Source organism: Gracilibacillus marinus (assembly GCF_042651725.1).
Lineage (GTDB): Bacteria > Bacillota > Bacilli > Bacillales > Amphibacillaceae > Gracilibacillus > Gracilibacillus marinus.
Map to the genome: position 1 here is coordinate 701347 of NZ_JBHSDV010000001.1, position 22126 is coordinate 723472.

Genomic DNA, 22126 nt, shown 5'->3' on the forward strand with positions numbered 1-22126 from the left:
AAACGATTCGAAACTTATTTACCGAAGCGTTTGGATTTTATTCGTATATAACTCTATCTGGTAATTTTGAATTTTTATATGTGCGTTGTAACCGCTCCGGCTTGCCCACTTCCCTTTCCATGGGCTTTTTCCTTCAGCTAACTTTTCCAAGCACAAACCGCTTGGAAAAGTGGATCTTCAGGAAAAAGAATCCCATAGGAGTGGAAGTGGGCGCCTATGCTCATTGAAGTTCTACAATGTTTGTAAGTGCTTATATTTTAGATTGTTATAGATATGAGCTTGTTTTGTTCGTTATGATACGTAATTAAAAGACAAAATCATAGCCTATATGGAATATAGCCAACATTTTTATACTTACAAAAGGGGTAGAGTATAAAAAGCATAGGCGTCCGTTTCCACTCCTGTGGGATGTTTTTACCCTAAGATCCACTTTTTTAGCGACCTCTGCTAAAAAAGTTAGCTTAGGGTAAAAACCCACGGAAAGGGAAACGGACAAGCCGGAGCGGGTTCTACGCAGACAAATTATTTCATCTAATCGGCCACTTGTAGCTTTTGTTTCGTCTAGTACAAGTGGCCAGAAACTAGGCGACTTCGATAATCAACCATCAATAAGTCATCATCGATTCGCAAGCTCATCGTGATTCCTTTATTTTGTTTGATTCTCTCCAGTCGCTACGTTTCTAATCGGCCATTTGTAGCTTTTGTTTTAACTTTCGTTGTAAATAATACATTCTGCTATATAGCATGATAGCGCCGGCGAATAATCCTATGATTAATCCGAGCCAATATCCAAATGCGTCTAAGTTTGTATAGTTTGCAAAAATCCAACCACTTGGAAGTCCAATCAGCCAATAAGATACTAGTGACAACCAAAATGTAATATTGACATCTTTATACCCTCTAAGTACACCTTGAATCGGAGCAGCGATACCATCAGCAAATTGAAAGAAAATCGCATAGTAGAGAAATTGTTTCGTTAGTTCTAATACTTCCTTTTCCTCACTATAAAGGAATGCAACTTGATCATCTAATAAAAAGATAATCGCGCCACTGACAATTGAAATGAACATTCCTACACCAATACCTGTATAAGCATAAGTTTTTGCGTCTTGTAATCTTTTCGCCCCTACTTCGAATCCAACTGCAATAGTCAGTGCCATGGAAATACTAAGTGGAATCATATAAAGCAGTGAGGCAAAGTTAATTGCAGCTTGGTGTGCAGCGATGGTGTATGTACTATATACACTTAATAAAAACGTTACAGCTGAAAAGATACTTGTTTCAAAAAAGATAGAAGAACCAATCGGTACGCCTATTTTCATCATTTCCACCCATTCTTTCACGGATGGTTTCACAACTTTTTTGAAAATTTTATGTTCTCGAAATGGTCTAATTGTGTGTACAATCCAAATGGATAAAAACATCATAATAAAATAAGTAAGAGAGGAAGCAATTCCAGCTCCTATACCACCAAATGCAGGCACCCCTAATTTGCCAAAAATAAAGATATAATTTAATACAATATTAATTGGTGTCGAAATGAGTAAGATCATCATCGATGTTTTAGTGTGGCCTAATGCATCGATATAACATCGTAATAAATTATACACAAATAGAGGTAATACGCCTGTCCCTATTGAGATTAAATAGAATTTAGCTACATGTTGTACTCGGGCTTCTAAATCCATTAATTCTAATACTGGATTTATTGCAATAAATCCAATAATAATAATACCTACTGCAAGAATGACAGATAACCAGATTCCTTGTTGAACAACAAATGGAATCTTCTTGTCTTCCCTTGCGCCTATCATTTGAGCAACGATTGGTGATAGTGCCATTAGAATACCGACAATCCACATAGATATTGGTGTCCAAATACTTGAACCAATGGCTACACCAGCAAGGTCACTTGCACCTGCACGACCTGACATGATCGTATCAAAAAAGTTCATCGCATACATACTTACTTGCGTGATTAGAATAGGTATAAGTATAATCATAAATAGCTTAAGTTTTTCTTTGAAGTTTTTTGTTTGATACATTATGCATTTCCTTCTTCCATTGTAGTAATGGAGATTATATCATATATTTGTGAAGAAGAGTGTAAAAAAGCGAGGTATAGATATAAATGAAAAAGAAACAAATTATTTTTACAGGTGGCGGTACAGCAGGTCATGTAATGGTGAATATTGCGTTAATCCCTGAATTTTTAAAAGATGGTTGGCGAGTAGACTATATTGGATCAGTGAATGGTATTGAAAAGGAACTGATTACATCAATAGAAGGTGTAACTTATCATCCTATTTCAACAGGTAAATTAAGAAGGTATTTTTCTAAAGAAAATTTCAAAGACCCATTTAAAGTAATGAAGGGTACATTACAAGCGTATCGTATAATTGGATCGAAGCGCCCAAGTGTTATTTTTTCTAAAGGTGGATTTGTTTCCGTACCTGTGTTAATTGCAGCGAAATTAAGAAAAGTTCCTGCAGTCATTCACGAATCTGATTATACACCGGGACTTGCTAACAAAATCGCTATTCCCTTTTCCAAAAAAGTTCTGACTACATTTCCAGAAACAGTGAATTATTTACCTAAAGAGAAGGCTGAAGCGATCGGTGCTGTGGTGAGAGATGAATTGTTTACAGGTAGTAGAGAACAAGGTTATCAGTTAACAGGTCTTAAGGCAGATAAGAATATTTTACTCGTAATGGGTGGAAGTGCTGGATCTCAAAAGATAAATGAAGCTGTTAGGAATGGATTAGATACATTATTACACTCCTTTCATATTATCCATATTTGTGGAAAGAATAATTATGCCAAAGAGTATGAACGACAAGGGTATGTTCAATATGAATATGTAAGTGAAGAGTTGAAAGACTTACTAGCAATAACAGATTTAGTATGTTCTCGAGCAGGCTCCAATTCCATTTTTGAGTTTCTTGCATTACATAAACCTATGTTGCTTATTCCGCTTTCCCTTCAAGCAAGTCGAGGAGATCAGATTGTAAATGCTAAATCATTCAGTAAACAAGGATATGCGAACGTACTTGAAGAAGAAAATTTAACAACAGAGACATTAAAACAAGCGTTACTTCAGCTAAAAGAAGACAAATTTACAATAAAAGATACAATGAGCACATATCATTCTAAAGAAGCAAAGCAAAAAGTAATAGACATTATTTATGCTGCATCAGAGCAATAGAAACTATAAAATAAAAAGAACTTTTCATACGAATTAGTATGAAAAGTTCTTTTTTTGAAATGTAATATTATTTGTAGCCATTCGTTACTAAATCTAATTTACCTGTTGCCGGATCAATTACTAATCCGTGTACTGGAGTCCCTTCAGGTAATAAAGGATGTTTTTTAATAATTTTTACAGAGTTTTCTACATTTTTTGCAGGATCCTCAAAACCAACTAGCCAATCATTTGGATTTACTTGTAAAGAATCAATCGCATCTTGACTAATTCCACGTTCTTTTGCTGTCTCAAGAAAACTTCCAGCATCGAAATTCGTCATTCCGCAACCATGATGTGCAATAACGAATACTTCATCAGCCTGTAAAGCATGTACAGCAACTAATATACTTTTCATTGTACTGTCATAAGGATCATTTAAAATAGCACCAGCATTTTTGACCATTTTTACATCGCCATTTTTAATATTCAGTGCATTAGGTAGTAGTTCAACTAAGCGTGTGTCCATACATGTAAACACTACTGCGCGTTTGTTTGGGAAATTGCCTGTTTCAAATTGTTTGTACGATTCATTTTCCACAAATTTCTTGTTAAATGCAAGAATGTCATCTAGTAACATATTTCCATCTCCTCTATAATGATGTGCTTCATATTAATCATAGCGGAAAAATGTTATTTCATCAAATGTATTGTATAATTATACGAAAAGCGCATCATGTATTTGAGGTGACGTATGGAAAGAAAAGACTGGGATATTATTGATGAAGATTTGTATGAAGAGATTGATCCAGAAGAAATGTATGAGCTTGTTCAAATAGAGCGAGAAAAATTATTAGAGAAAGAACGAAATGAGAAAAAAGAAAAAAAGTCTTTCCCAAAATGGATTGGATGGCTAATTGCTATTGCGATGTTTATTCAAGTCATTGCCATTTTACCTCAGACATTTTCTATCCCTGCAATAGACTTTCTTACGACATCTGCTAAATTACTACAAGATGATACCGTACAACAATATAGAAAAGCTGTTGTCGTTATTGAAGGGGAAAATAATAAAGGAACAGGTTTTGCTATAAGTAATGATGGGTATATACTAACGAATCACCATGTTATTGAAGAGCAGCAGTCCATTACAGTTGCATTTCAATCGGAAGGATTATACAAAGCTGAAGTAGTAGAATCATTTCCTGACATCGATTTGGCTTTACTAAAAGTAGACGGAGAAGAACTACCGTTTTTTGATAAATTGAATCAACAACTAGAAAGTGATGACAAGCATGTTTTATTTATCGGTAATCCATTACGATTTAACGGAATTGCCAATGAAGGAGAACTTATCGGTACAACCAATTTAGAGAATTGGGATATACCATTATATATGATAGATGCACCAGTCTACCGTGGAAATAGCGGAAGTCCTGTTGTTAATGAAGATGGTGAAGTCATTGCGGTAATTTTTGCAACACAAAATCGCGAAGAACACGGGAAAATAGGTCTAGCTGTTCCAATCGAATATGTATTTGAAGTATCAAAAACTCTCCAGGAATGAGGGGAGTTTTTTAAACGGAATAATATTCCACTTCTTTATGTTTCATTACAAAATAGTAAAAAAGTATTAGTTTTTGATAATAAACTTTAATTATTTGTAATCTAATTACGGTAGATATGAGCGGATGTTTTCATATATTCTGTATAAAGTGCAAAAAAATAAACTGGTGAATGATATGATAAACGACATAAATAATAAATTTAATTCGAATAAATATATAGACTGGTGGTGCTAAATATGTTGGAGAGCCAGTTAATGGATACAGAGTATACATTAGAGGATCAAATTGAACGGATACAACGGGGTGATCGTCGATTAGAAAATGAAATAATTAAAGCATACCATCCGTATATCGCTAAATGTGTAGCAGATGTGTGTAAACGATACATACAAAGAAATGATGATGAATTTAGTATAGGTTTGATGGCTTTTCATGAAGCGATACAGCTTTATTCTAAAGACAAAGGTGCGTCGTTTTTAACATTTGCTCAATTAATTATTAAAAGACGCTTAATTGATTTTATTCGTAAGGAACAAAGACAACCATCTGTACAATCATTAGACTTTAATGAGAATGAAGAATTAGTAGAGAGCCCGCTTGAGTTCTCTGAAGCAAAGAAAATTCATCAATTAAAAGAAGAGTCGTGGTATCGTAAACAAGAAATTATGGAATTGTCTGAACAATTAAGACAGTATAAAATCTCTTTTCAAGAACTAACTGAAATTTCTCCCAAACATAAAGATGCTAGAGAATCTGCAATCGAGGTTGCAAAAAAATTGGTTGCTGATGAGGAATTAAGAGGATACGTATTAGAGAAAAAAAGGATTCCAATCAAAAAATTATTAAAAATTGTAACTGTGAGCAAAAAAACATTAGAAAGAAATCGAAAGTTTATTTTAACGATTTTTATTATCCTTACAGGGGATTATGTATTCTTAAGAGAGTACCTGGAGGGGGTAGATTTGTGAAAAAAGGTATTATTGTGGAACAAAAAAGACGCTATACCATTGTGATGGATCGTACTGGTATGTTTCACAAAGCAAAAAAGTTACATGCACATGAAGTTGGTGAGGAAGTTGGATATGAAATACTCGCAGGAAGGTATGATGTTTTTTTTCTTTTTTTTAAAAGACATCAGATGAAGTTTGTCACGATGGTTGCACTATGTTTGTTAATCTTTACACCATTTTATATTTGGAGTGAAGATGAGGAGACATTTGCAATTGTTAGCATGGATATCAACCCGAGTATCAATATCACTATTGACCAAAGTTTTGATGTATTAGAAATTCTCCCAATGAATAAAGACGCTATTAAAATCGTAAATCAATTGCAGCTAGATAATCGGACATTACCTGAATTATCAGAGGAAATTATTGAACTTGCAAGACGAGATTTTCAAATAGAAGAAGATGCCCCTATTTTGATGGCAGTTAGTTATGTAGGAGATAATAGCAATAGTGAACAAACCGTTGTTGTGACAGAATTAGAGTCATTCTTTTTAAAGAAATCTTACGATGTTGCAATATATGAAGTACCAGATGAAATAAGAGAACAAGCGGAAGAAGAACAAGTCTCATTAAATGCAGTTGCAGCTAATGAATTAGATGAGAACAGTCCGTCTTTTTCAAAAAAGGGTACAGAATCAGCAGAAGCTCTTCCTGAGTTAGATGAAGAAGAAAGAGAACTTATATACCATTTTTATCATGAAGAAGACACATCTAATCAAGAAGAAACGACTGAATCGGATTCTGTACAAAATGAGGGCAACACGGAGCCAATAATGGAAGAAGAAACTACGGATGAATCAATCCCATCGGAAGAAGACGTATCTACGTTGGAGCCTGTAGAAACGGATGAACAAATAGATCAAGATATTCCTCCTTTACCTGAACAAGCAAGTGACACAGCACGGGCAAATAGATTAAAAAATAAATCGAGTGACAATAAAGAGGTACATCATCAAAAAAATGATGTGCCTTCTCCACCTGATAAAGGGCCTAAAGCAGTCAATGAAGAAAAACATCCTAATTCAGGTAAGAAGCAAAAAGAAAAGCCTGAGCATCCAAAAAATAAAGACAAACATAAAGATAAGGACCATCATTCAAGTCAAAATGAAAAGCCTTCTCCACACTCAATCAATAAATCTGAATAAAATATTTCGATATTGGCATGTTGATATTATATAATGAGACTATTAATGAGTAGTTTCATTTTTACTAAGCCTAAAGTACTATAATTAGATGAAAGGATGAACAACATGTCAAAAATTGAACTTTCTAATTTTGAGAAAAAGATAATTGTCCGTAATATTACACGAGATGACTTTGAACAAATATTTTCTTTACAGGCAAAATGTTTCCCAAATATGGCACCATGGAAAAGAGAACACTTAGAGAGTCATCTATCCATATTTCCAGAAGGTCAATTTTGTGTAGAGTATGATGGGAAAATTATCGGAAGTTGTTCGTCATTAATTATTAACTTCGATGAATATGATGACAAACATACGTGGGATGACATTACGGATGAAGGTTATATTACGAATCATAATCCAGAAGGATATAATTTATATGGAATTGAAGTAATGGTAGATCCAGAATTTCAAGGGATGAAAATCGGCAAAAGATTGTATGAAGCAAGAAAAGATTTAGCCCGAAAAATGAATTTGAAAAGTATTATTATTGGTGGAAGAATACCAAATTATCATAAATATGAAGATAGTTTAACACCGAGACAGTATGTGGAAGAGGTTGCAAGTAAAAACATTTATGACCCAGTTCTGACATTCCAAACAATGAATGGTTTTACTGTAATGAGAATAAATCCAGGTTATTTACCAGATGATAAGGCATCTGCTAAATATGCAACATTAATGGAATGGAATAATATTGACTATCGGCCAAGAACGAAGCGCCACTTTAAAACATCCTTTCCTGTGCGTATTACTGTCATTCAGTATATGATGAAACAGATCGAATCATTTGAGGAATTTGCGAAACAAGTCGAATATTATGTAGATGTAGCATATGATTTCGGTTCAGACTTCGCAGTTTTCCCAGAAATTTTCACTACACAGCTCATGTCCTTCTTAGATGAGAAAGTCCCATCAAAAGCTGTAAGAAAGCTTTCTGAATATACAGAGGAATACATCGCATTATTTACAGACTTAGCTGTGAAATACAATGTGAATATTGTTGGTGGGTCTCATTTTGTTGAAGAGGACGAGCATATCTATAATATTGCATATTTGTTCCGACGTGATGGTACAATTGAAAAACAATATAAAATTCATGTGACACCAAATGAGAAAAAATGGTGGGGAATACAACCAGGAGATAAAGTACATGTTTTTGATACAGATTGTGGGAAAATTGCTATTCAAATCTGTTATGACATACAATTTCCAGAACTAACTCGCTATGCTGTTGATCAAGGTGCAAATATTATATTCGTTCCATTTTGTACAGATGATCGACAAGGCTATTTACGTGTCAGGTATTGTGCACAGGCGCGTGCAGTAGAGAATCAAGTATATACAGTGATTGCGGGAACTGTTGGAAATCTTACTCAAGTAGAAAATATGGATATTCAATATGCACAATCTGGTATATTTACTCCATCTGATTTTGAATTTGCAAGAGATGGAATTATTGGCGAGTGTCATCCTAATATTGAAACAGTGGTTGTTGGGGATGTAGATTTAGAAATACTACGTCGCCAGCGGAAATCAGGTACAGTAAGACAATTGCGGGATAGGCGAAGTGATTTATTTGAGACAAAATATAATTTCTAATGAAACAATATCGTATGCATAAAATTGTGACATCAACATTTTTCTTCGCAAAAAAATATGAACTATACTGTTCGCAATAGTAGGATGATACACCACCACTCTATTTAGTAAGTAGGAAATGAATTGTGTGCATATATTCCGCTACGGTTTGCTCATTCCCCCTTTCCATAGGCTTTTTCCTTCTGCTAACTTTTCCAAGCACAAACCACTTGGAAAAGTGGATCTAAGAGGAAAAAGTGGCCCATAGGAGTGGAGTGTGCGCCTTCGCTCAGTGAAGTTCTACAGTGCTTGCAAGTGCTAGCATTTTGGCTTGTTATAGATAATAGAGTATAACAAGCCGAAGTGGTTTCAAGCAGTTATGGAATATCAAAGTAAGCAAATAGAAATACCTCAAACAAATAAAATCCAATCAATTCGGTAAATAGTAGTCGAATCGATTGGATTTTTATAATGAAAGAATTCTTTTGATTCAACCATTTTTCATTCTTACAGTCGCTCTGTGCTCATTAATATTGTTGCATCGTCGAAGTTTGTTAACAATGCGTGGTCAATATAATGTAACAACTCATTATGTGTTTGATGGAGCCATTGTTCTGATACCGGATAATGATATGCATGTAAAAAATGCTCGATTTTCTTTGCTAAAAGATTATCCGATGTTCGAACCATCAAAACTAACAAATCGTCCCAATGCCCCCATAATGTATAATAAAGTGCTTTGTCATAATCTATACTCTTCATCATAATCCCCCTTATCTAAACAAATTCATCTCATTATTCATGCAATCAAGGGGCAAATAACAGTTGATTTCTTTAAAATTATGGAGTGAAAACAGATGCATCATCTATTTCCCCATTCCTATTATGAACGTAATGAACGAAAATGAATCAATACGTTTTGTGGGCAAATTGCCATTATTTTATCCAGACAATCAAGGATATTCTCTTGCCATTTTTCCATACTATTATTGAACGCTTGAACAACTAAAAGGAGGGAAATGGATGAAGAAGAATAAGCATATATTAGCACTGATTGGTGCTGCAACAATCACTTTGACTGCGTGTGGTGCAAATGAATATGGACAAAATAGTGAAGAATATAATGGAATGAACAATACACGCCCAATTGGTTACAATCAAACATCTAATGATCCAATGGTGGATCGTTCCTATAATCGTAACAATATCGATACAGACACGAGAGTGAATCGAGAAAATAAAAATATGATGGAACGTGATAGGGATAGTGTCAATAATATTGAGCCACTAAATACGGATAAGACAACAAAAGATAAGACGAAATATGAGATAGCCGAAAAAGCTCAAAAACGAATTGAAAAAGAAATTCCATCTATTCAAAATGTCTATGTATTGAAAACAAATAATAATGCATATGTGGCTGCGTCATGGGATAAAGACAATAATACAACAAAAAACGAAAATGAATTGTCTAAAGAAGTAAGGGAAAAAATAGTGAAGGCAGTAAAATCTGTTGATAATGATATTGAAAAAGTATATATTTCAACAAACCCTGATTTCCTTAATTTAGTCAATCAATATAGCGAAGATGTAGATAGTGGAGAACCGATTGAAGGTTTATTTAATCGTATGGGAAATATGATTGAACGCGTATTTCCTGATAATGCTTCATAATAGGAGATATCTTCCTAAAGAGTGATATGTAATACCCTCAAAAGTGAGCTAATGAAACGAACTTTTGGGGGTGTTTTTATAACATATTGTAAGAATACATGGTACAATGGAAAGATAATTATACATAATACTCATCTATACATGAGATAAGACTCATATAAAAAGCAGTCGAAAGTTATTCCTTTATCTTATAAACAACGAGTCAACAGGGGTGGACAATATGGAAAAATTACAACAAAAAATTATGGATGAAGGGATCGTATTATCAGATACGGTTCTTAAAGTAGATAGATTTTTGAATCATCAAATAGATCCAATGTTAATGAAACAAATTGGAGAAGAATTCGCACAAAGATTTGAAAATGAAGGTATTACAAAAATTGTGACACTAGAATCATCAGGAATTGCTCCTGCAGTAATGACAGGATTGATATTAGGTGTTCCAGTCATTTTTGCAAGAAAGAAAAAATCTTTAACATTAACAGAAGGATTATTAACAGCAGAAGTGTATTCTTTTACAAAACAGGAGACAAATGAAATATCAATTTCTAGTAAATTTATAGAAGAAAATGATCGTATTCTCATTATTGATGATTTTCTTGCAAATGGACAAGCTGCACTTGCATTAGTTGATCTTGTTAATCAAACAGATGCAACAGTCGTTGGAATTGGAATTGTTATCGAAAAATCATTCCAAGACGGTCGTCAGTTATTACATGAAAAAGGATATCGTGTTGAATCACTAGCAAGAATTCAATCTTTAGCATCCAATCAAATTACATTTGTAAAAGAATAATGTACAATGGAAATATAAATAGATATGTATAAAGCATACATAGGTGAGGGGAGAGGTATAGATGGTAAAAAAAATGAACGTAGAAAGCTTTAATTTAGATCACACGAAGGTAAAGGCACCTTACATTCGCTTAGTTGGTGTGACTACAGGTACACATGGAGACAAAGTATATAAATATGATATTCGTTTTTGTCAACCTAACAAAGAACATATGGATATGGCTGGGTTACATTCGATTGAGCATTTAATGGCAGAGAACATAAGAAATCATATGGATAACGTATTAGATATTGGACCAATGGGATGTCAAACAGGATTTTATTTAGCTATTTTGAATAATGACTCATTTGATGATGTTGTTGACGCATTAGAGAAAACACTTCATGATGTGTTAACAGCGGAGGAAGTTCCAGCATGCAATGAAGTACAATGTGGTTGGGCAGCGAACCATAGCTTAGAAGGTGCAAAAGCAATCGCTAAAAAAATGCTTGAAGGTAAAGATGAATGGCATATTGTATTTGCGGAATAATACATGCATAATAGAAAAAACAATCTTTAGCCAATGTTGGTGAAGATTGTTTTTTCTTATAACGAATCGTGATACACTATAATTTGGTTAGAAAAGGAAAGGAATGTGACCATACATGATAGAACGTATAAGTGAATACCTTGATGAAAATAAAAGTACACATTTAGAAGAATTGAAACAATTTTTGAAAATTCCTAGTGTTAGTACTGATTCTACATACAAAAAAGATGTGAACCGAACTGCAAAATTTGTTGCAGATTATTTAAAAGAAGCTGGATTTCAGACAGTTAGTGTTGAAGAAACAAAAGGACATCCTTTAGTATATGCGGAATGGTTAGAAGCAGGTGAGAGTGCACCAACTGTATTATTTTATGGACATTATGATGTACAACCAGTTGATCCAGTAGAACAATGGAAAAGCGATCCATTTGATGCGGAAGTAAGAGAAGGTCGTATTTATGCGCGTGGTTCTAGTGATGATAAAGGACAAGTATTTATGCACTTAGCAGTATTTAAAGCCTTCTTTAAAACAACAGGTAAATTACCGATTAATGTAAAGGTTTGTATAGAAGGTGAAGAAGAAATCGGGAGTGCGAACTTATACGAAATTTTGCAAGAGAAAAAAGAAACGTTTAAAGCAGATTTAGCCGTCATTTCGGATTCGGGAATGGTTGCAAATGATCAACCGACAATTTTATATGGACTTAAAGGGTTTACAGGTCTTGAATTTACCGTGAATGGTCCTGATAATGATTTACATTCAGGTATGTATGGTGGTGCAATAAGAAATCCTGCAATGGCTATTGCTCATATACTTGCATCCATGAAAGATGAAAAAGAAGTGGTTCAAGTAGCCCATTTTTATGACGATGTAGAACCATTATCTGATGAAGAAAGAAAATTAATGAATGAAGCACCTTCAGAAGATTATGCAATAACAACAGGTGTAAAGGATACGGTATCAGAAGAAGGGTTCACTGCAACAGAGCATACAATGGCTCGACCAACATTAGAGATTAACGGGTTATATAGTGGCTATCAAGGAGAAGGGACTAAGACAATTATTCCGTCAACGGCTACAGCAAAATTAACATGTCGACTCGTGCCAGGACAAGATCCAATTAAAATACAAGATTTGTTAGTAGCCCATATTGAAAAACATACACCTAAAGGAATAACCGTATCTATTAAGCGTGAACCTTTATCTGCGAAAGCGTATCGGATAGATCCAAATCATCGTTACATTCAATTAGCAGCAGAAAGCTTTTCAGAAACATTTCATAAAAATCCAGTTTTTGTACGGATGGGTGGTTCCATACCTGTTGTAGAGTGGCTAGATGCAATGTATGATATTCCAGTTGTATTATTAGGTTTCGGTACACCGGATGATCGTCTACATTCACCAAATGAAAGTTTTCCATTAACGAATTTTTATCAAGGAATGCAAACAATCGCAAATTATTGGAATAAACTTAGTCAAGAAAAATAGTTTGACAATAATACCTTTAAGGGTATATGATGGATGATGTATATTCCATTATGGAAGATGGAGGCGAGTTCATGTTCATTGTTTTTATTGTTGGATTAGCGCTTCTAGCACTTTTCATCCAACTTATATATGTTCGTTATGCACCAGTAAAGGGAATCCCATGTATTGAAAATACTAAAAAATGTGACATGGAAATCGTCACATTAGACATTCGAGACTATCAACAAGCATCCAATGATGTAATTGATGGTGCAATCGTAATCCCAGTACCATATTTAAGAAGGTACCATAATGAAATTCCATCAAGTAAACTTCATATTGTAGCAACAGATCATCTAGAGAAAAATATAGCGATTCGTTTTTTGCAAAATAAAGGGTATGAAATTGTAGGTTATACTTTAACAAATTGTAAATGCAAAAAGAAATTAGAACATTTTGCATAAGAAAGACCTAACTATTTGTAATGATAGTTAGGTCTTTTGTTATGTGTATATTATGATATAATTAGTAAAAAAGAACTGAATAAGCGGGGTAACAACATGAAAAAAGCACTTTTTAATAAACGAAAACAAACTGAAAATAAATCTTTTGAGTTAGACACATCAAAAGTGATACTAGAAATTGATGCAAAGACTGATTTAGGGAAACAAATTCAAATGATTTCATTAACTTCATATGATCTAGCCATTTTGCAACAATTACAACCAATTGTAACCAAACATATCGAGCCAATTGTACGTCAATTTTATGTAAATTTAGAAATTGAAAACAGTCTTACAGATATCATTAACCAACATAGCTCTGTAAGTAAATTACAACAAACATTACATATTCATATCCAAGAAATGTTCTCAGGTGAGATTAATGAAGCATTCTACAACAAAAGAATGCGCATTGCATATATACATTTCAAAATTGGCTTAGAACCAAAATGGTATATGTGTGCATTTCAAGATTTACTCAACTCCTTAATGCGCATTTTTCAAGAGGAATTGGAAGACACGATTTCTCTCTATGATGCCATTTCGGCTACATCAAAAATTCTTAATCTAGAGCAACAACTTGTGTTAGCAGCATACCAGAAGGAAATTGATGAAGAATATCAAGCACAGGAACGTAAAAAAGCTGTCATCCATGAACGAATAAAAGATACATCCCAAAATCTTGTGGGTATTTTTGAACAATCTAATCAATCGATAGATAAAATGATACGCCAATTTGAAACGCTAACTGAATATGCTCATACAGGTTCTAATACATCAGAACAAGTTGTTATTGCATCTAAGAATCAAAGTGAAGATCTAAAAAAACAAGAAGAGTCCATGCAAGAAATGGAAGTTAAAATGAATGATATAAAAATGGAGAGTGCGAGTCTTGCTGAGATATCTAAGCAAATTGAATCCATTGTAAGTATGGTAACAAATATAGCCGAACAAACAAATCTTCTTGCATTAAATGCAGCAATCGAAGCAGCAAGAGCAGGAGAAGAAGGAAAAGGATTTGCTGTTGTTGCAGATGAAGTTCGCAAATTAGCTGAACAAACAAAGCACTCTGTTAGTAGTGTTTCTGGGTTAATAGAGAAAACAAATAATCAAGTCGAGAAAGTAGTCTCATATGTGGATGATGTACAATTATCTGTTACATCAAATACAGAACGGATGCAACAAATTTATAACTTTTTCGAACAATTAGTTGACAGAATGCAAGCTTCGAAGGAACAAAATAGTATGGTAGAAAGAGAAATGGAAGATGTTTTTTCCTATTTAGATAATATAAATCAATCTTTCCAACATATTTCAAAAGAAATGGAAGATTTAGTTTCAATGACACAATAACATATTACAAAAGGCCAAATGTTTCGATAATTTTAAAGCATTTGGCTTTTTTGTCGATTAAAAAATTATAAAATCGACGCTCGTGGACAAAATTCAAAGAAATAGCGATATTCAGTGTAGACATCCTCTCACTACGTTTTTAAATGTACGTTTTCGTTTTTGTTCTACCCATTACGTATTTTTCACTTGTTTTCTTCATATGATGTATCTATCACCGTATAAGTGCAAGTATAGTTTTTATTGATGAGAAAATTAAAACTTGTGGACAATATGTAAGGAGTTGTGGTGGTAACGTTCAGTCCCATATGTTGGAGGTGTGAAGATGCGAGAAGAGGATAAAAGAAAGTTAGAGTATGCCATTGCTGAAATTACGGAGATTGCAAAGGGGTTTGGATTAGATTATTTTCCGATGCGCTATGAAATATGCCCGCCTGAAATTATCTACACATTTGGGGCATACGGTATGCCTACGCGTTTTTCTCATTGGAGTTTTGGGAAACAATTTCATCGAATGAAGTTACAGTACGATTTAGGGTTGAGTAAAATATATGAACTTGTGATTAATTCGAATCCTTGCTATGCATTTTTGTTAAATTCCAATACATTAATTCAGAATAAATTAATTGTAGCGCATGTATTAGCACATTGTGATTTCTTTAAAAATAATGTTCGGTTTCAAAATACAAAAAGAGATATGGTCGAAAGTATGGCAGCTACCGCAGAACGGGTACAAAGCTATGAAAAAAAATATAGTATAAAAGAAGTGGAAGAATTTCTAGATGCGGTATTAGCAATTCAAGAACATATTGATCCTACGATTCTAAAGCCTGAATTAAATTGGGAAAAAAATGAGGAAGTAGAAGTTATCGAGAAAAAGCGAACAGAGTATGACGATTTATGGGGACTAGATGAACCAAATCAGTCAGCGAAGAGTACCTCGAAAAAGAAACAATCCTTTCCACCTCAACCAGAAAAAGACTTGTTATTATTTATTGAACAACATAGTAGAGAACTAGAAGAGTGGCAACGTGATATATTGACAATGATGCGGGAAGAAATGTTATATTTCTGGCCACAATTAGAGACAAAAATTATGAATGAAGGTTGGGCTACTTTTTGGCACCAACGTATTATTCGTGAATTAGATTTAACTAGTGATGAAATGATTGATTTTGCTTCATTAAATGCAAGTGTTGTTCAACCAGCAAAAACACATATAAATCCATATTATCTAGGTGTGAAGATGTTTGAAGATATTGAAGAAAGATATAACAATCCAACTGATGAGATGAAACGACTAAGTGTTAAAGAAGGAAGTGGACGTGAGAAGATATTTGAGGTAAGAGAATTGGAGTCGGATATTTCCTTTATGCGCAATTATTTAACAAAAGATTTAGTTGAACGTGAAGATTTATATGTATTTCAAAAGAAAGGCCACCAGTATAAAATTGTGGATAAAAATTGGGAAGAGGTACGAGATCAACTCATTTCTAGTCGATTGAATGGAGGTTTTCCTTATTTAACGGTAATTGATGGGGATTATATGCGTAATGGAGAATTGTATATTAGGCATCATTTCGAGGGGGTCGAATTGGATGTAAAGTATTTAGAGAAAACACTACCATACATTTACAAATTATGGGGAAGAGATGTCCATATGGAGACAGTAATGGAAGAGAAACCATGTTTATTCTCTACGAATGGTATGAAAGTAGTGAAGAAGTATTTATGAAATAATATAAATAAACCATTGTGATATGCGCCTATTTTTATATGGACAAATTACCCAATTTCCTTGTTATCATATAGTGTAGGGATAGGAGGGTTAATCACAATGGAATATATGTATCCATCCCATACAGAGTATTATGATTACAATGGAAATGTTTATGATGATCGACAAATACCATTTTTTCCGTTCTTTCCTGGAAGTAATCCACCACCAAATCAAGGTGGAGGTTCCTTTTTCCTACAAGGGGGACCACCAATGCAGCCACCAGGTAATCAAGCAAATCAACCACCTTTAGGTCCGCCACCACAACATATACCTGAAATGCAATCATTTGGTGGACCACAAGTAAAAGCTGTAGATCCTGGATCTATTAGAGGGTGTTTGTATCGTTATACTTATATTCGTCTAAATCGTTGGCAAGGCTTCTGGTTTTATCCGACATTTGTAGGGAGACAATCTGTGGCAGGTTATCGTTGGACTGGATTCAATTGGGTGTACTTTGGAATTGATTTAAACCGAATTCAATCATTTCAGTGTGTATAATCAGTATGCATTTAGAGGATAGTATGATTTGAATTGAATAGATTGTGCAAAAAGCTCATGATAACTTTATTAGGTTATCATGAGTTTTTACATGTGCTTTGCCACCGATTCAGCTTGTCCGTTTTTTCCTTGGGTTTTTCCAACACGAGAGAAAACGGGCGCTTTCGCTTTTGTTTCATCCAGCTCCAGCGCCCAGAAACTAGGCGACTTCGCAAATCAATCATCAACATAGAAGACTTACCTCATGTGGACACATGAGGTTTAGTCGCACTTGTACTGGTGAGTATAAGTCATCATCGATTCGTCCCTCATCGTGATTCCTTTATTTTGTTTGATTTACTCCAGTCACTACGTTTCTAACCAGGCGCTTTCGCTTTTGTTTCAAAATGGTTTTAAAATCATTAGGATAATGACACAGATTAATAGCGTATTTTCTACATATTCTACTTTTAATAATTTATTTAAATGAGTGAAATACTCTTTTGGAACATCGTTTCTATCTTTATTTTGTATAATCTGTTTAATTGGATAGGAGTATTTTTTTAATAGAGTTGGACCTAGTGCTAATGCTAGGAAATATAAAAGCATACTCGTTATGTACCAACCTTGATTAAAAAGGTATGGACGAATAAGTCCCATTGCAAAACCTGTAACTAATACAAGTATTCCTCCAATCATAACAAAGACATGAACCTTAGTTTTTAATATAAATGCATGTCGGATTTCTTCCATTGTTTTTGCTGATTTTACAATTGTCGTTAAAATAAACCCTGGACCAATGCCGACAATTGCGGAGAAGATATGTATAACAACAAGTATTGAATAAATTGTTTGCATATAGTACTTCCTCTCTCAAACGATCTGATAAGATGATTCATTTATAGAATGAACTCCCTGTAATTGTAATTTCATATTCTAACTTAGCATATGTATATGAGTAATATTGTGTAATTCATCACTCATAGTCGTATTCTAGCACAAGTTCTGTTTTTTGACATGAAAAAACAGAGCATTATATGATGTAATGCTCTGTTTTGTCTAGGTTTATATTGGTACGACTACTTCACTAATTAGACGTTCACAGAATTTATCACAACGATTTATATCGTCTTCTTGTGGAGTCAATTCTACTTTTAATGTTACAGCTAATTTTGAGTGAACATACAGCATATCTCGGAATACATTCACTGCACCGCAAAAGTATGGATAAAAACTGTCACCAGTACCGAATACTCCTGTAATAATATGTTTGGTGTCATGCATTTCGAACGCTTCATACACTTCTTCCATTTCAAGCGGGAGTTCGCCATTATCCCATGAATACGTTCCAATTGCAATTACGTCATATTCATAAAGTTGATTTTCATTGAATTCATCGACAGGAATTAAATCTGTAGACAATCCTTGCTTCTCCATTTTCTCATGAATAATCTCAGCAAGTGTTGCTGTATTTCCTGTAATAGATGAATATATAATGGCTGCTTTCATCACTTGAACCTCCTGGTAGTGTAATAATTAAAGTTCATCAAATCCATTAGATGAAGATACTTTTGTATATGTGCGTGATTTTTGTTCAAAGAAATCTGATTTGGTTTCATTCATCATTTCATCACTGAATACATGAATCCATTCCATTGGATTATTACGTTCTTCATAATAATTATCTAGTCCAATTTGACGGAAACGTTTATTTGCAAGATATTCGACATAACCGTGGAATTCTTCAAGGTCAATGCCTTCGATATCTTTTAAAATATAATTAGCCCATTCTTTTTCTAATTGAACAGCTTGGTCAATTGTTTTATATGCAAATTGAATGTTCTCTTCCGTGTTCAATTCAGGATTTTCTGTCAATAAGATACGAACAAATTGAGAAATAAAGTAAGCATGTTGCATCTCATCACGTTGGATATAACTAATCATGGTACTTGTTTTTAACATTTTTTGTTGACGAGCAAGATGATAGAAGAAGGCGAATCCTGCATAGAAATAAATACCTTCTAAATTGATAGAATTGATAGCTAGTTCAAATAGGCGTTGTGGAGTTGGCTCTTCACGAAATGCGTCATAGCTATCTAGAATTAATTGATTTCTTTTTCGAACGATTGGATCATCTTTTGCTTGATCAAAGCGCTCATTCTGTTCTCTTAAAGGAACAAGGGAACTGAGAATATAAGAATAAGACTCATTGTGAACAGCTTCTTGTTGAGCAATGACAGCAAATATAGATTTAAAACTAGAATCTGTTACATAATCCATAACATGTGTCATTGTTGGTGTTTGTAGACTGTCTAATGATGCCAATTGTGTGTTAATACGTAAGAATATATCTTTTTCTGTTTCTGTAAGTTGATCCCATTGTTTAATATCATCTTGCATATTAATTTCTTGTGCTTTCCAAAAGTTAGAGAGTAATGTTTGATACAAATCATACATTTGAGGATAAGCAATGTCATTCCAGTTTAATAAACCAGAAGATTCTCCATTGATAATACCTGTTGATTTATTTGGATAAGTAGGGTTTAATAGTTTAATTTTTGATAATGGTTGATGAATGTCAGCCATGTAGAATCCTCCTTTATTACACTCGAAAAAAATGGTGCATTCGTTCAATTAAGGGAGAAGCAAAGCCATAACATTAGCTATGGCATGCTTCACATTCTTCAATTTCTGTTTGTGATGTACTACGAACGTAATAAGTTGTTTTTAGTTTATTTTCCCATGCAGCAACATGTAAATTTAATAAATCTTTTGCTTTAATATCATGACGTACATAGAAGTTAAAGCTGATTGCTTGATCAATATGACGTTGACGTTTGGCGTTTTGTTTAATGCTCCATACTTGATCCAATTCATGACGTGCACGACGATAATAATTGTATGTTACATGATCTAAGTCTGGTGCAGTAACTTTAAATTTAAAGTTTTTCTTTTCTTCAGCAAATTCAACAGCATACAACGGGTCAATCCCATCTGTTGAACCACCAATTTTAGCAGTAGAAGAGTTCGGAGCAACAGCCATTAACCACCCATTGCGAATTCCGTTCGTTTTTACTTCTTCTCTTAATTCATTCCATCGGTCTGATTCATAATTACGACGATCGAAGTAGACACCTGTGTGCCATTCAGAGCCTTCAAATTCAGAATAAGCTCCTTTTTCTTTTGCTAATTCCATAGATGCTTTGATTGTATAGTAAGCAATATCTTCATACACTTTATCAGCATATGCAACAGCTTCTTCTGATTCCCAGTGAATACTCTCTAATGCAAGAAGGTGATGCCAACCAAATGTACCTAAACCAACAGCACGATATTTTTTGTTCGTCATTTCAGCTTGTCCGACACTAATTGTGTTTAGGTCAATAACATTGTCTAACATACGAACTTGAATCTTAATTAATCGATCTAATACGTTACTACGTACAGCGTTTGGTAAATTAACGGATGACAAGTTACATACAACAAAATCGCCAGGTTTACGAATAATAACGATATTTCCATCTTCATCGATATACTCTTTAGAAATCGTTGTTGGTGACATGTTTTGTGCAATTTCTGTACACAAGTTACTACAGTAAATAGATGTACGACCAATTCCACGTTTGTGTTTATTTGGGTTTTGACGATTTACTTCATCACGATAGAACATATATGGTGTTCCAGTTTCTAATTGAGCAATCATAATACGTGCCATAATATCCATTGCACGGTATGTTTTTCTTGGTAGAAGAGGGTGATTTACTGCTTCCCAATATTTTTCTGAGAAGTATTTGTTATCTACTTCATCATAAAAATCTTCTAAACCGAGTGCGTTTCCTTCTGCATCTTTCCATCCCATGGTTTGTTTTACTTGGTGTGGACAGAATGTATGCCATTCTCCAATACTTTTTCCTGCTTCGTCTTTTGTAAGAAGTTGTTCCATAAACAAATCAGGTATGGATACACCAGTGAAAATGTCATGTGCTTTTCGGCGCTCATCCCCATTGTTTGTTTTAAGGTCTAAGAAACCATTCATAATATCTTTATGGAATACATCTAAGTAAATAGCAACAGCACCTTGACGCTGACCTAATTGATCCACACTAACAGCAGTGTCATTAATCAATCGAATCCATGGTACGACACCAGATGAATTTCCTTTGAATTTCTTAATATCAGATCCTAATGCTCTGACCTTTCCATAATAAATACCTATACCACCGCCGTCTTTACTTAAACGTGCGATATCCCAGTTATTTAAGTAAATACCGTCTAATGAGTCATCTACAGTATCAATAAAGCAAGAAGAAAGTTGTCCGTAGCTTTTCCCAGCATTCGATAAAGTAGGTGTTGCAACTGTCATATATAAATGGCTTAATGCCCAGTAAGCTTCTTTAATTAATGCTACTCGTTGTTCTTTTGCTTCATTTTTCATAAGCGTCATCGCGATAACCATAAATCGTTCTTGTGGCAATTCATATAAGTTACGATTGTGATCTCTAGCTAAATAGCGATCAGCTAAAAGGAATAAACCAATATAATTAAATAATTCATCGCGTTCAGGTACGATAGCTTTTTCTAATTCATTCACTTCTTCTTCAGAATAACTAGCTAATAATTCAGCATTATAGATACCTTTTTCTGTTAATGCCTGTAACAATTGATATAAATTCCCGTATTTATTAGAAGCATGATAGTTACGGTTCTTTGCTGCTTCTTCATATAATTGTGTTAAATGAAAGTGTGCAGCAACAAATGTCCATTTTGGTTGATCCATGGAGATTCGATTTAAGGAATAGAATAGAGCCTCTTGTGTTGCGTCTAGGTGTGATTTTGTAGAAGCCTCGATTTTTTGTCGAATTTCTGTTGTGTCAAGATTGTATTTTTCTTGTGCTTGTTTAAGTGCTTCGTCCACACTTTGCTTGATCGATTCTACATCTGTTGTCATGTGAAAAAACCTCCATATACATAATAAAAGCGCTCTATTCGCAGAGCGGTAATAGTAAGTGAATAATTGCAAACAAT

Annotated in this window: 19 protein-coding genes and 1 pseudogene; 13 read left to right on the forward strand and 7 right to left on the reverse strand. The window is 34.0% G+C overall.

The window, feature by feature from the left end:
• Nucleotides 1–680 precede the first annotated feature (680 nt).
• On the reverse strand, nt 681–2045 hold the full coding sequence (locus ACFOZ1_RS02995) for an MATE family efflux transporter (RefSeq protein WP_390195703.1): 1365 nt from the start codon (nt 2043–2045) through the stop codon (nt 681–683).
• Between the two features lie 86 nt (nt 2046–2131).
• On the opposite strand from ACFOZ1_RS02995, the gene ACFOZ1_RS03000 reads away from it, so the two are divergent.
• Nucleotides 2132–3205 (forward strand): undecaprenyldiphospho-muramoylpentapeptide beta-N-acetylglucosaminyltransferase, encoded by a 1074-nt coding sequence (locus ACFOZ1_RS03000; RefSeq protein WP_390195706.1) that lies wholly within the window; start codon nt 2132–2134, stop codon nt 3203–3205.
• 67 nt (nt 3206–3272) lie between these two features.
• On the opposite strand, the gene ACFOZ1_RS03005 is transcribed toward ACFOZ1_RS03000, so the two are convergent.
• Nucleotides 3273–3821, reverse strand: coding sequence for a beta-class carbonic anhydrase (locus ACFOZ1_RS03005; protein ID WP_390195708.1), 549 nt, complete (start codon nt 3819–3821; stop codon nt 3273–3275).
• Nucleotides 3822–3935: 114 nt separating this feature from the next.
• Between ACFOZ1_RS03005 and ACFOZ1_RS03010 the strand changes: the two genes are divergently transcribed.
• The 4 genes from ACFOZ1_RS03010 (at nt 3936) to ACFOZ1_RS03025 (ending at nt 8545) form a co-directional block, all read left to right on the forward strand.
• On the forward strand, nt 3936–4748 hold the full coding sequence (locus tag ACFOZ1_RS03010; RefSeq protein WP_390195710.1) for a S1C family serine protease: 813 nt from the start codon (nt 3936–3938) through the stop codon (nt 4746–4748).
• A gap of 255 nt (nt 4749–5003) precedes the next feature.
• Complete coding sequence (gene sigI, locus ACFOZ1_RS03015; protein ID WP_390195712.1) at nt 5004–5717, forward strand: RNA polymerase sigma-I factor; 714 nt, start codon at nt 5004–5006, stop codon at nt 5715–5717.
• Entirely contained in the window at nt 5714–6904 is a 1191-nt protein-coding gene (locus ACFOZ1_RS03020; RefSeq protein ID WP_390195713.1) for an anti-sigma-I factor RsgI family protein, read from the forward strand. The genes sigI and ACFOZ1_RS03020 overlap by 4 nt, the downstream gene beginning before the upstream one ends.
• A gap of 105 nt (nt 6905–7009) precedes the next feature.
• The gene (locus ACFOZ1_RS03025; protein ID WP_390195715.1) at nt 7010–8545 is read left to right on the forward strand and encodes a GNAT family N-acetyltransferase; all 1536 of its coding nucleotides are present in this window, start codon (nt 7010–7012) and stop codon (nt 8543–8545) included.
• Between the two features lie 486 nt (nt 8546–9031).
• Here ACFOZ1_RS03025 and ACFOZ1_RS03030 read toward each other — a convergent pair whose 3' ends face one another.
• Nucleotides 9032–9286: a YhdB family protein gene (locus ACFOZ1_RS03030; RefSeq protein WP_390195717.1), complete on the reverse strand. Its 255-nt coding sequence runs from the start codon at nt 9284–9286 to the stop codon at nt 9032–9034.
• A 261-nt stretch (nt 9287–9547) separates the two neighbouring features.
• Here ACFOZ1_RS03030 and ACFOZ1_RS03035 point away from each other — a divergent pair, with 261 nt between their 5' ends.
• The 8 genes and pseudogenes from ACFOZ1_RS03035 to ACFOZ1_RS03070 all read left to right on the forward strand — a co-directional run bounded on the left by ACFOZ1_RS03035 (nt 9548) and on the right by ACFOZ1_RS03070 (nt 17122).
• On the forward strand, nt 9548–10198 hold the full coding sequence (locus tag ACFOZ1_RS03035; RefSeq protein WP_390195719.1) for a YhcN/YlaJ family sporulation lipoprotein: 651 nt from the start codon (nt 9548–9550) through the stop codon (nt 10196–10198).
• Between the two features lie 220 nt (nt 10199–10418).
• Nucleotides 10419–10994, forward strand: coding sequence for a xanthine phosphoribosyltransferase (locus ACFOZ1_RS03040; protein WP_390195720.1), 576 nt, complete (start codon nt 10419–10421; stop codon nt 10992–10994).
• Between the two features lie 61 nt (nt 10995–11055).
• Nucleotides 11056–11523, forward strand: a complete 468-nt coding sequence (locus ACFOZ1_RS03045; protein WP_390195721.1) for an S-ribosylhomocysteine lyase — start codon at nt 11056–11058, stop codon at nt 11521–11523.
• A gap of 115 nt (nt 11524–11638) precedes the next feature.
• Nucleotides 11639–13012: a dipeptidase gene (locus ACFOZ1_RS03050; RefSeq protein WP_390195723.1), complete on the forward strand. Its 1374-nt coding sequence runs from the start codon at nt 11639–11641 to the stop codon at nt 13010–13012.
• Between the two features lie 29 nt (nt 13013–13041).
• On the forward strand, nt 13042–13455 hold the full coding sequence (locus ACFOZ1_RS03055) for a rhodanese-like domain-containing protein (RefSeq protein ID WP_390195724.1): 414 nt from the start codon (nt 13042–13044) through the stop codon (nt 13453–13455).
• 96 nt (nt 13456–13551) lie between these two features.
• A pseudogene (locus tag ACFOZ1_RS03060) lies at nt 13552–14754 on the forward strand (protoglobin domain-containing protein); the annotation flags it as partial.
• A gap of 415 nt (nt 14755–15169) precedes the next feature.
• The gene (locus tag ACFOZ1_RS03065) at nt 15170–16579 is read left to right on the forward strand and encodes a SpoVR family protein (RefSeq protein ID WP_390195728.1); all 1410 of its coding nucleotides are present in this window, start codon (nt 15170–15172) and stop codon (nt 16577–16579) included.
• A 102-nt stretch (nt 16580–16681) separates the two neighbouring features.
• The gene (locus ACFOZ1_RS03070; RefSeq protein WP_390195729.1) at nt 16682–17122 is read left to right on the forward strand and encodes a hypothetical protein; all 441 of its coding nucleotides are present in this window, start codon (nt 16682–16684) and stop codon (nt 17120–17122) included.
• Nucleotides 17123–17503: 381 nt separating this feature from the next.
• On the opposite strand, the gene ACFOZ1_RS03075 is transcribed toward ACFOZ1_RS03070, so the two are convergent.
• The 4 genes from ACFOZ1_RS03075 to ACFOZ1_RS03090 all read right to left on the reverse strand — a co-directional run bounded on the left by ACFOZ1_RS03075 (nt 17504) and on the right by ACFOZ1_RS03090 (nt 22049).
• The gene (locus tag ACFOZ1_RS03075) at nt 17504–17959 is read right to left on the reverse strand and encodes a DUF2269 family protein (protein ID WP_390195731.1); all 456 of its coding nucleotides are present in this window, start codon (nt 17957–17959) and stop codon (nt 17504–17506) included.
• Nucleotides 17960–18166: 207 nt separating this feature from the next.
• On the reverse strand, nt 18167–18610 hold the full coding sequence (locus tag ACFOZ1_RS03080; RefSeq protein WP_390195733.1) for a flavodoxin domain-containing protein: 444 nt from the start codon (nt 18608–18610) through the stop codon (nt 18167–18169).
• Between the two features lie 27 nt (nt 18611–18637).
• Entirely contained in the window at nt 18638–19687 is a 1050-nt protein-coding gene (locus ACFOZ1_RS03085; RefSeq protein WP_390195735.1) for a ribonucleotide-diphosphate reductase subunit beta, read from the reverse strand.
• A 73-nt stretch (nt 19688–19760) separates the two neighbouring features.
• A complete protein-coding gene (locus ACFOZ1_RS03090) occupies nt 19761–22049 on the reverse strand; it encodes a ribonucleoside-diphosphate reductase subunit alpha (protein ID WP_390195737.1) in 2289 nt (762 codons plus the stop codon).
• Between the last annotated feature and the right edge of the window lie 77 nt (nt 22050–22126).

Coding starts and splice junctions, on each gene's coding strand:
- ACFOZ1_RS02995 (WP_390195703.1), bottom strand. CDS start 2,045: ATGTATCAAACAAAAAACTTCAAAGAAAAACTTAAGCTATTTATGATT.
- ACFOZ1_RS03000 (WP_390195706.1), top strand. CDS start 2,132: ATGAAAAAGAAACAAATTATTTTTACAGGTGGCGGTACAGCAGGTCAT.
- ACFOZ1_RS03005 (WP_390195708.1), bottom strand. CDS start 3,821: ATGTTACTAGATGACATTCTTGCATTTAACAAGAAATTTGTGGAAAAT.
- ACFOZ1_RS03010 (WP_390195710.1), top strand. CDS start 3,936: ATGGAAAGAAAAGACTGGGATATTATTGATGAAGATTTGTATGAAGAG.
- sigI (WP_390195712.1), top strand. CDS start 5,004: ATGGATACAGAGTATACATTAGAGGATCAAATTGAACGGATACAACGG.
- ACFOZ1_RS03025 (WP_390195715.1), top strand. CDS start 7,010: ATGTCAAAAATTGAACTTTCTAATTTTGAGAAAAAGATAATTGTCCGT.
- ACFOZ1_RS03030 (WP_390195717.1), bottom strand. CDS start 9,286: ATGAAGAGTATAGATTATGACAAAGCACTTTATTATACATTATGGGGG.
- ACFOZ1_RS03035 (WP_390195719.1), top strand. CDS start 9,548: ATGAAGAAGAATAAGCATATATTAGCACTGATTGGTGCTGCAACAATC.
- ACFOZ1_RS03040 (WP_390195720.1), top strand. CDS start 10,419: ATGGAAAAATTACAACAAAAAATTATGGATGAAGGGATCGTATTATCA.
- ACFOZ1_RS03045 (WP_390195721.1), top strand. CDS start 11,056: ATGGTAAAAAAAATGAACGTAGAAAGCTTTAATTTAGATCACACGAAG.
- ACFOZ1_RS03050 (WP_390195723.1), top strand. CDS start 11,639: ATGATAGAACGTATAAGTGAATACCTTGATGAAAATAAAAGTACACAT.
- ACFOZ1_RS03055 (WP_390195724.1), top strand. CDS start 13,042: ATGGATGATGTATATTCCATTATGGAAGATGGAGGCGAGTTCATGTTC.
- ACFOZ1_RS03065 (WP_390195728.1), top strand. CDS start 15,170: ATGCGAGAAGAGGATAAAAGAAAGTTAGAGTATGCCATTGCTGAAATT.
- ACFOZ1_RS03070 (WP_390195729.1), top strand. CDS start 16,682: ATGGAATATATGTATCCATCCCATACAGAGTATTATGATTACAATGGA.
- ACFOZ1_RS03075 (WP_390195731.1), bottom strand. CDS start 17,959: ATGCAAACAATTTATTCAATACTTGTTGTTATACATATCTTCTCCGCA.
- ACFOZ1_RS03080 (WP_390195733.1), bottom strand. CDS start 18,610: ATGAAAGCAGCCATTATATATTCATCTATTACAGGAAATACAGCAACA.
- ACFOZ1_RS03085 (WP_390195735.1), bottom strand. CDS start 19,687: ATGGCTGACATTCATCAACCATTATCAAAAATTAAACTATTAAACCCT.
- ACFOZ1_RS03090 (WP_390195737.1), bottom strand. CDS start 22,049: ATGACAACAGATGTAGAATCGATCAAGCAAAGTGTGGACGAAGCACTT.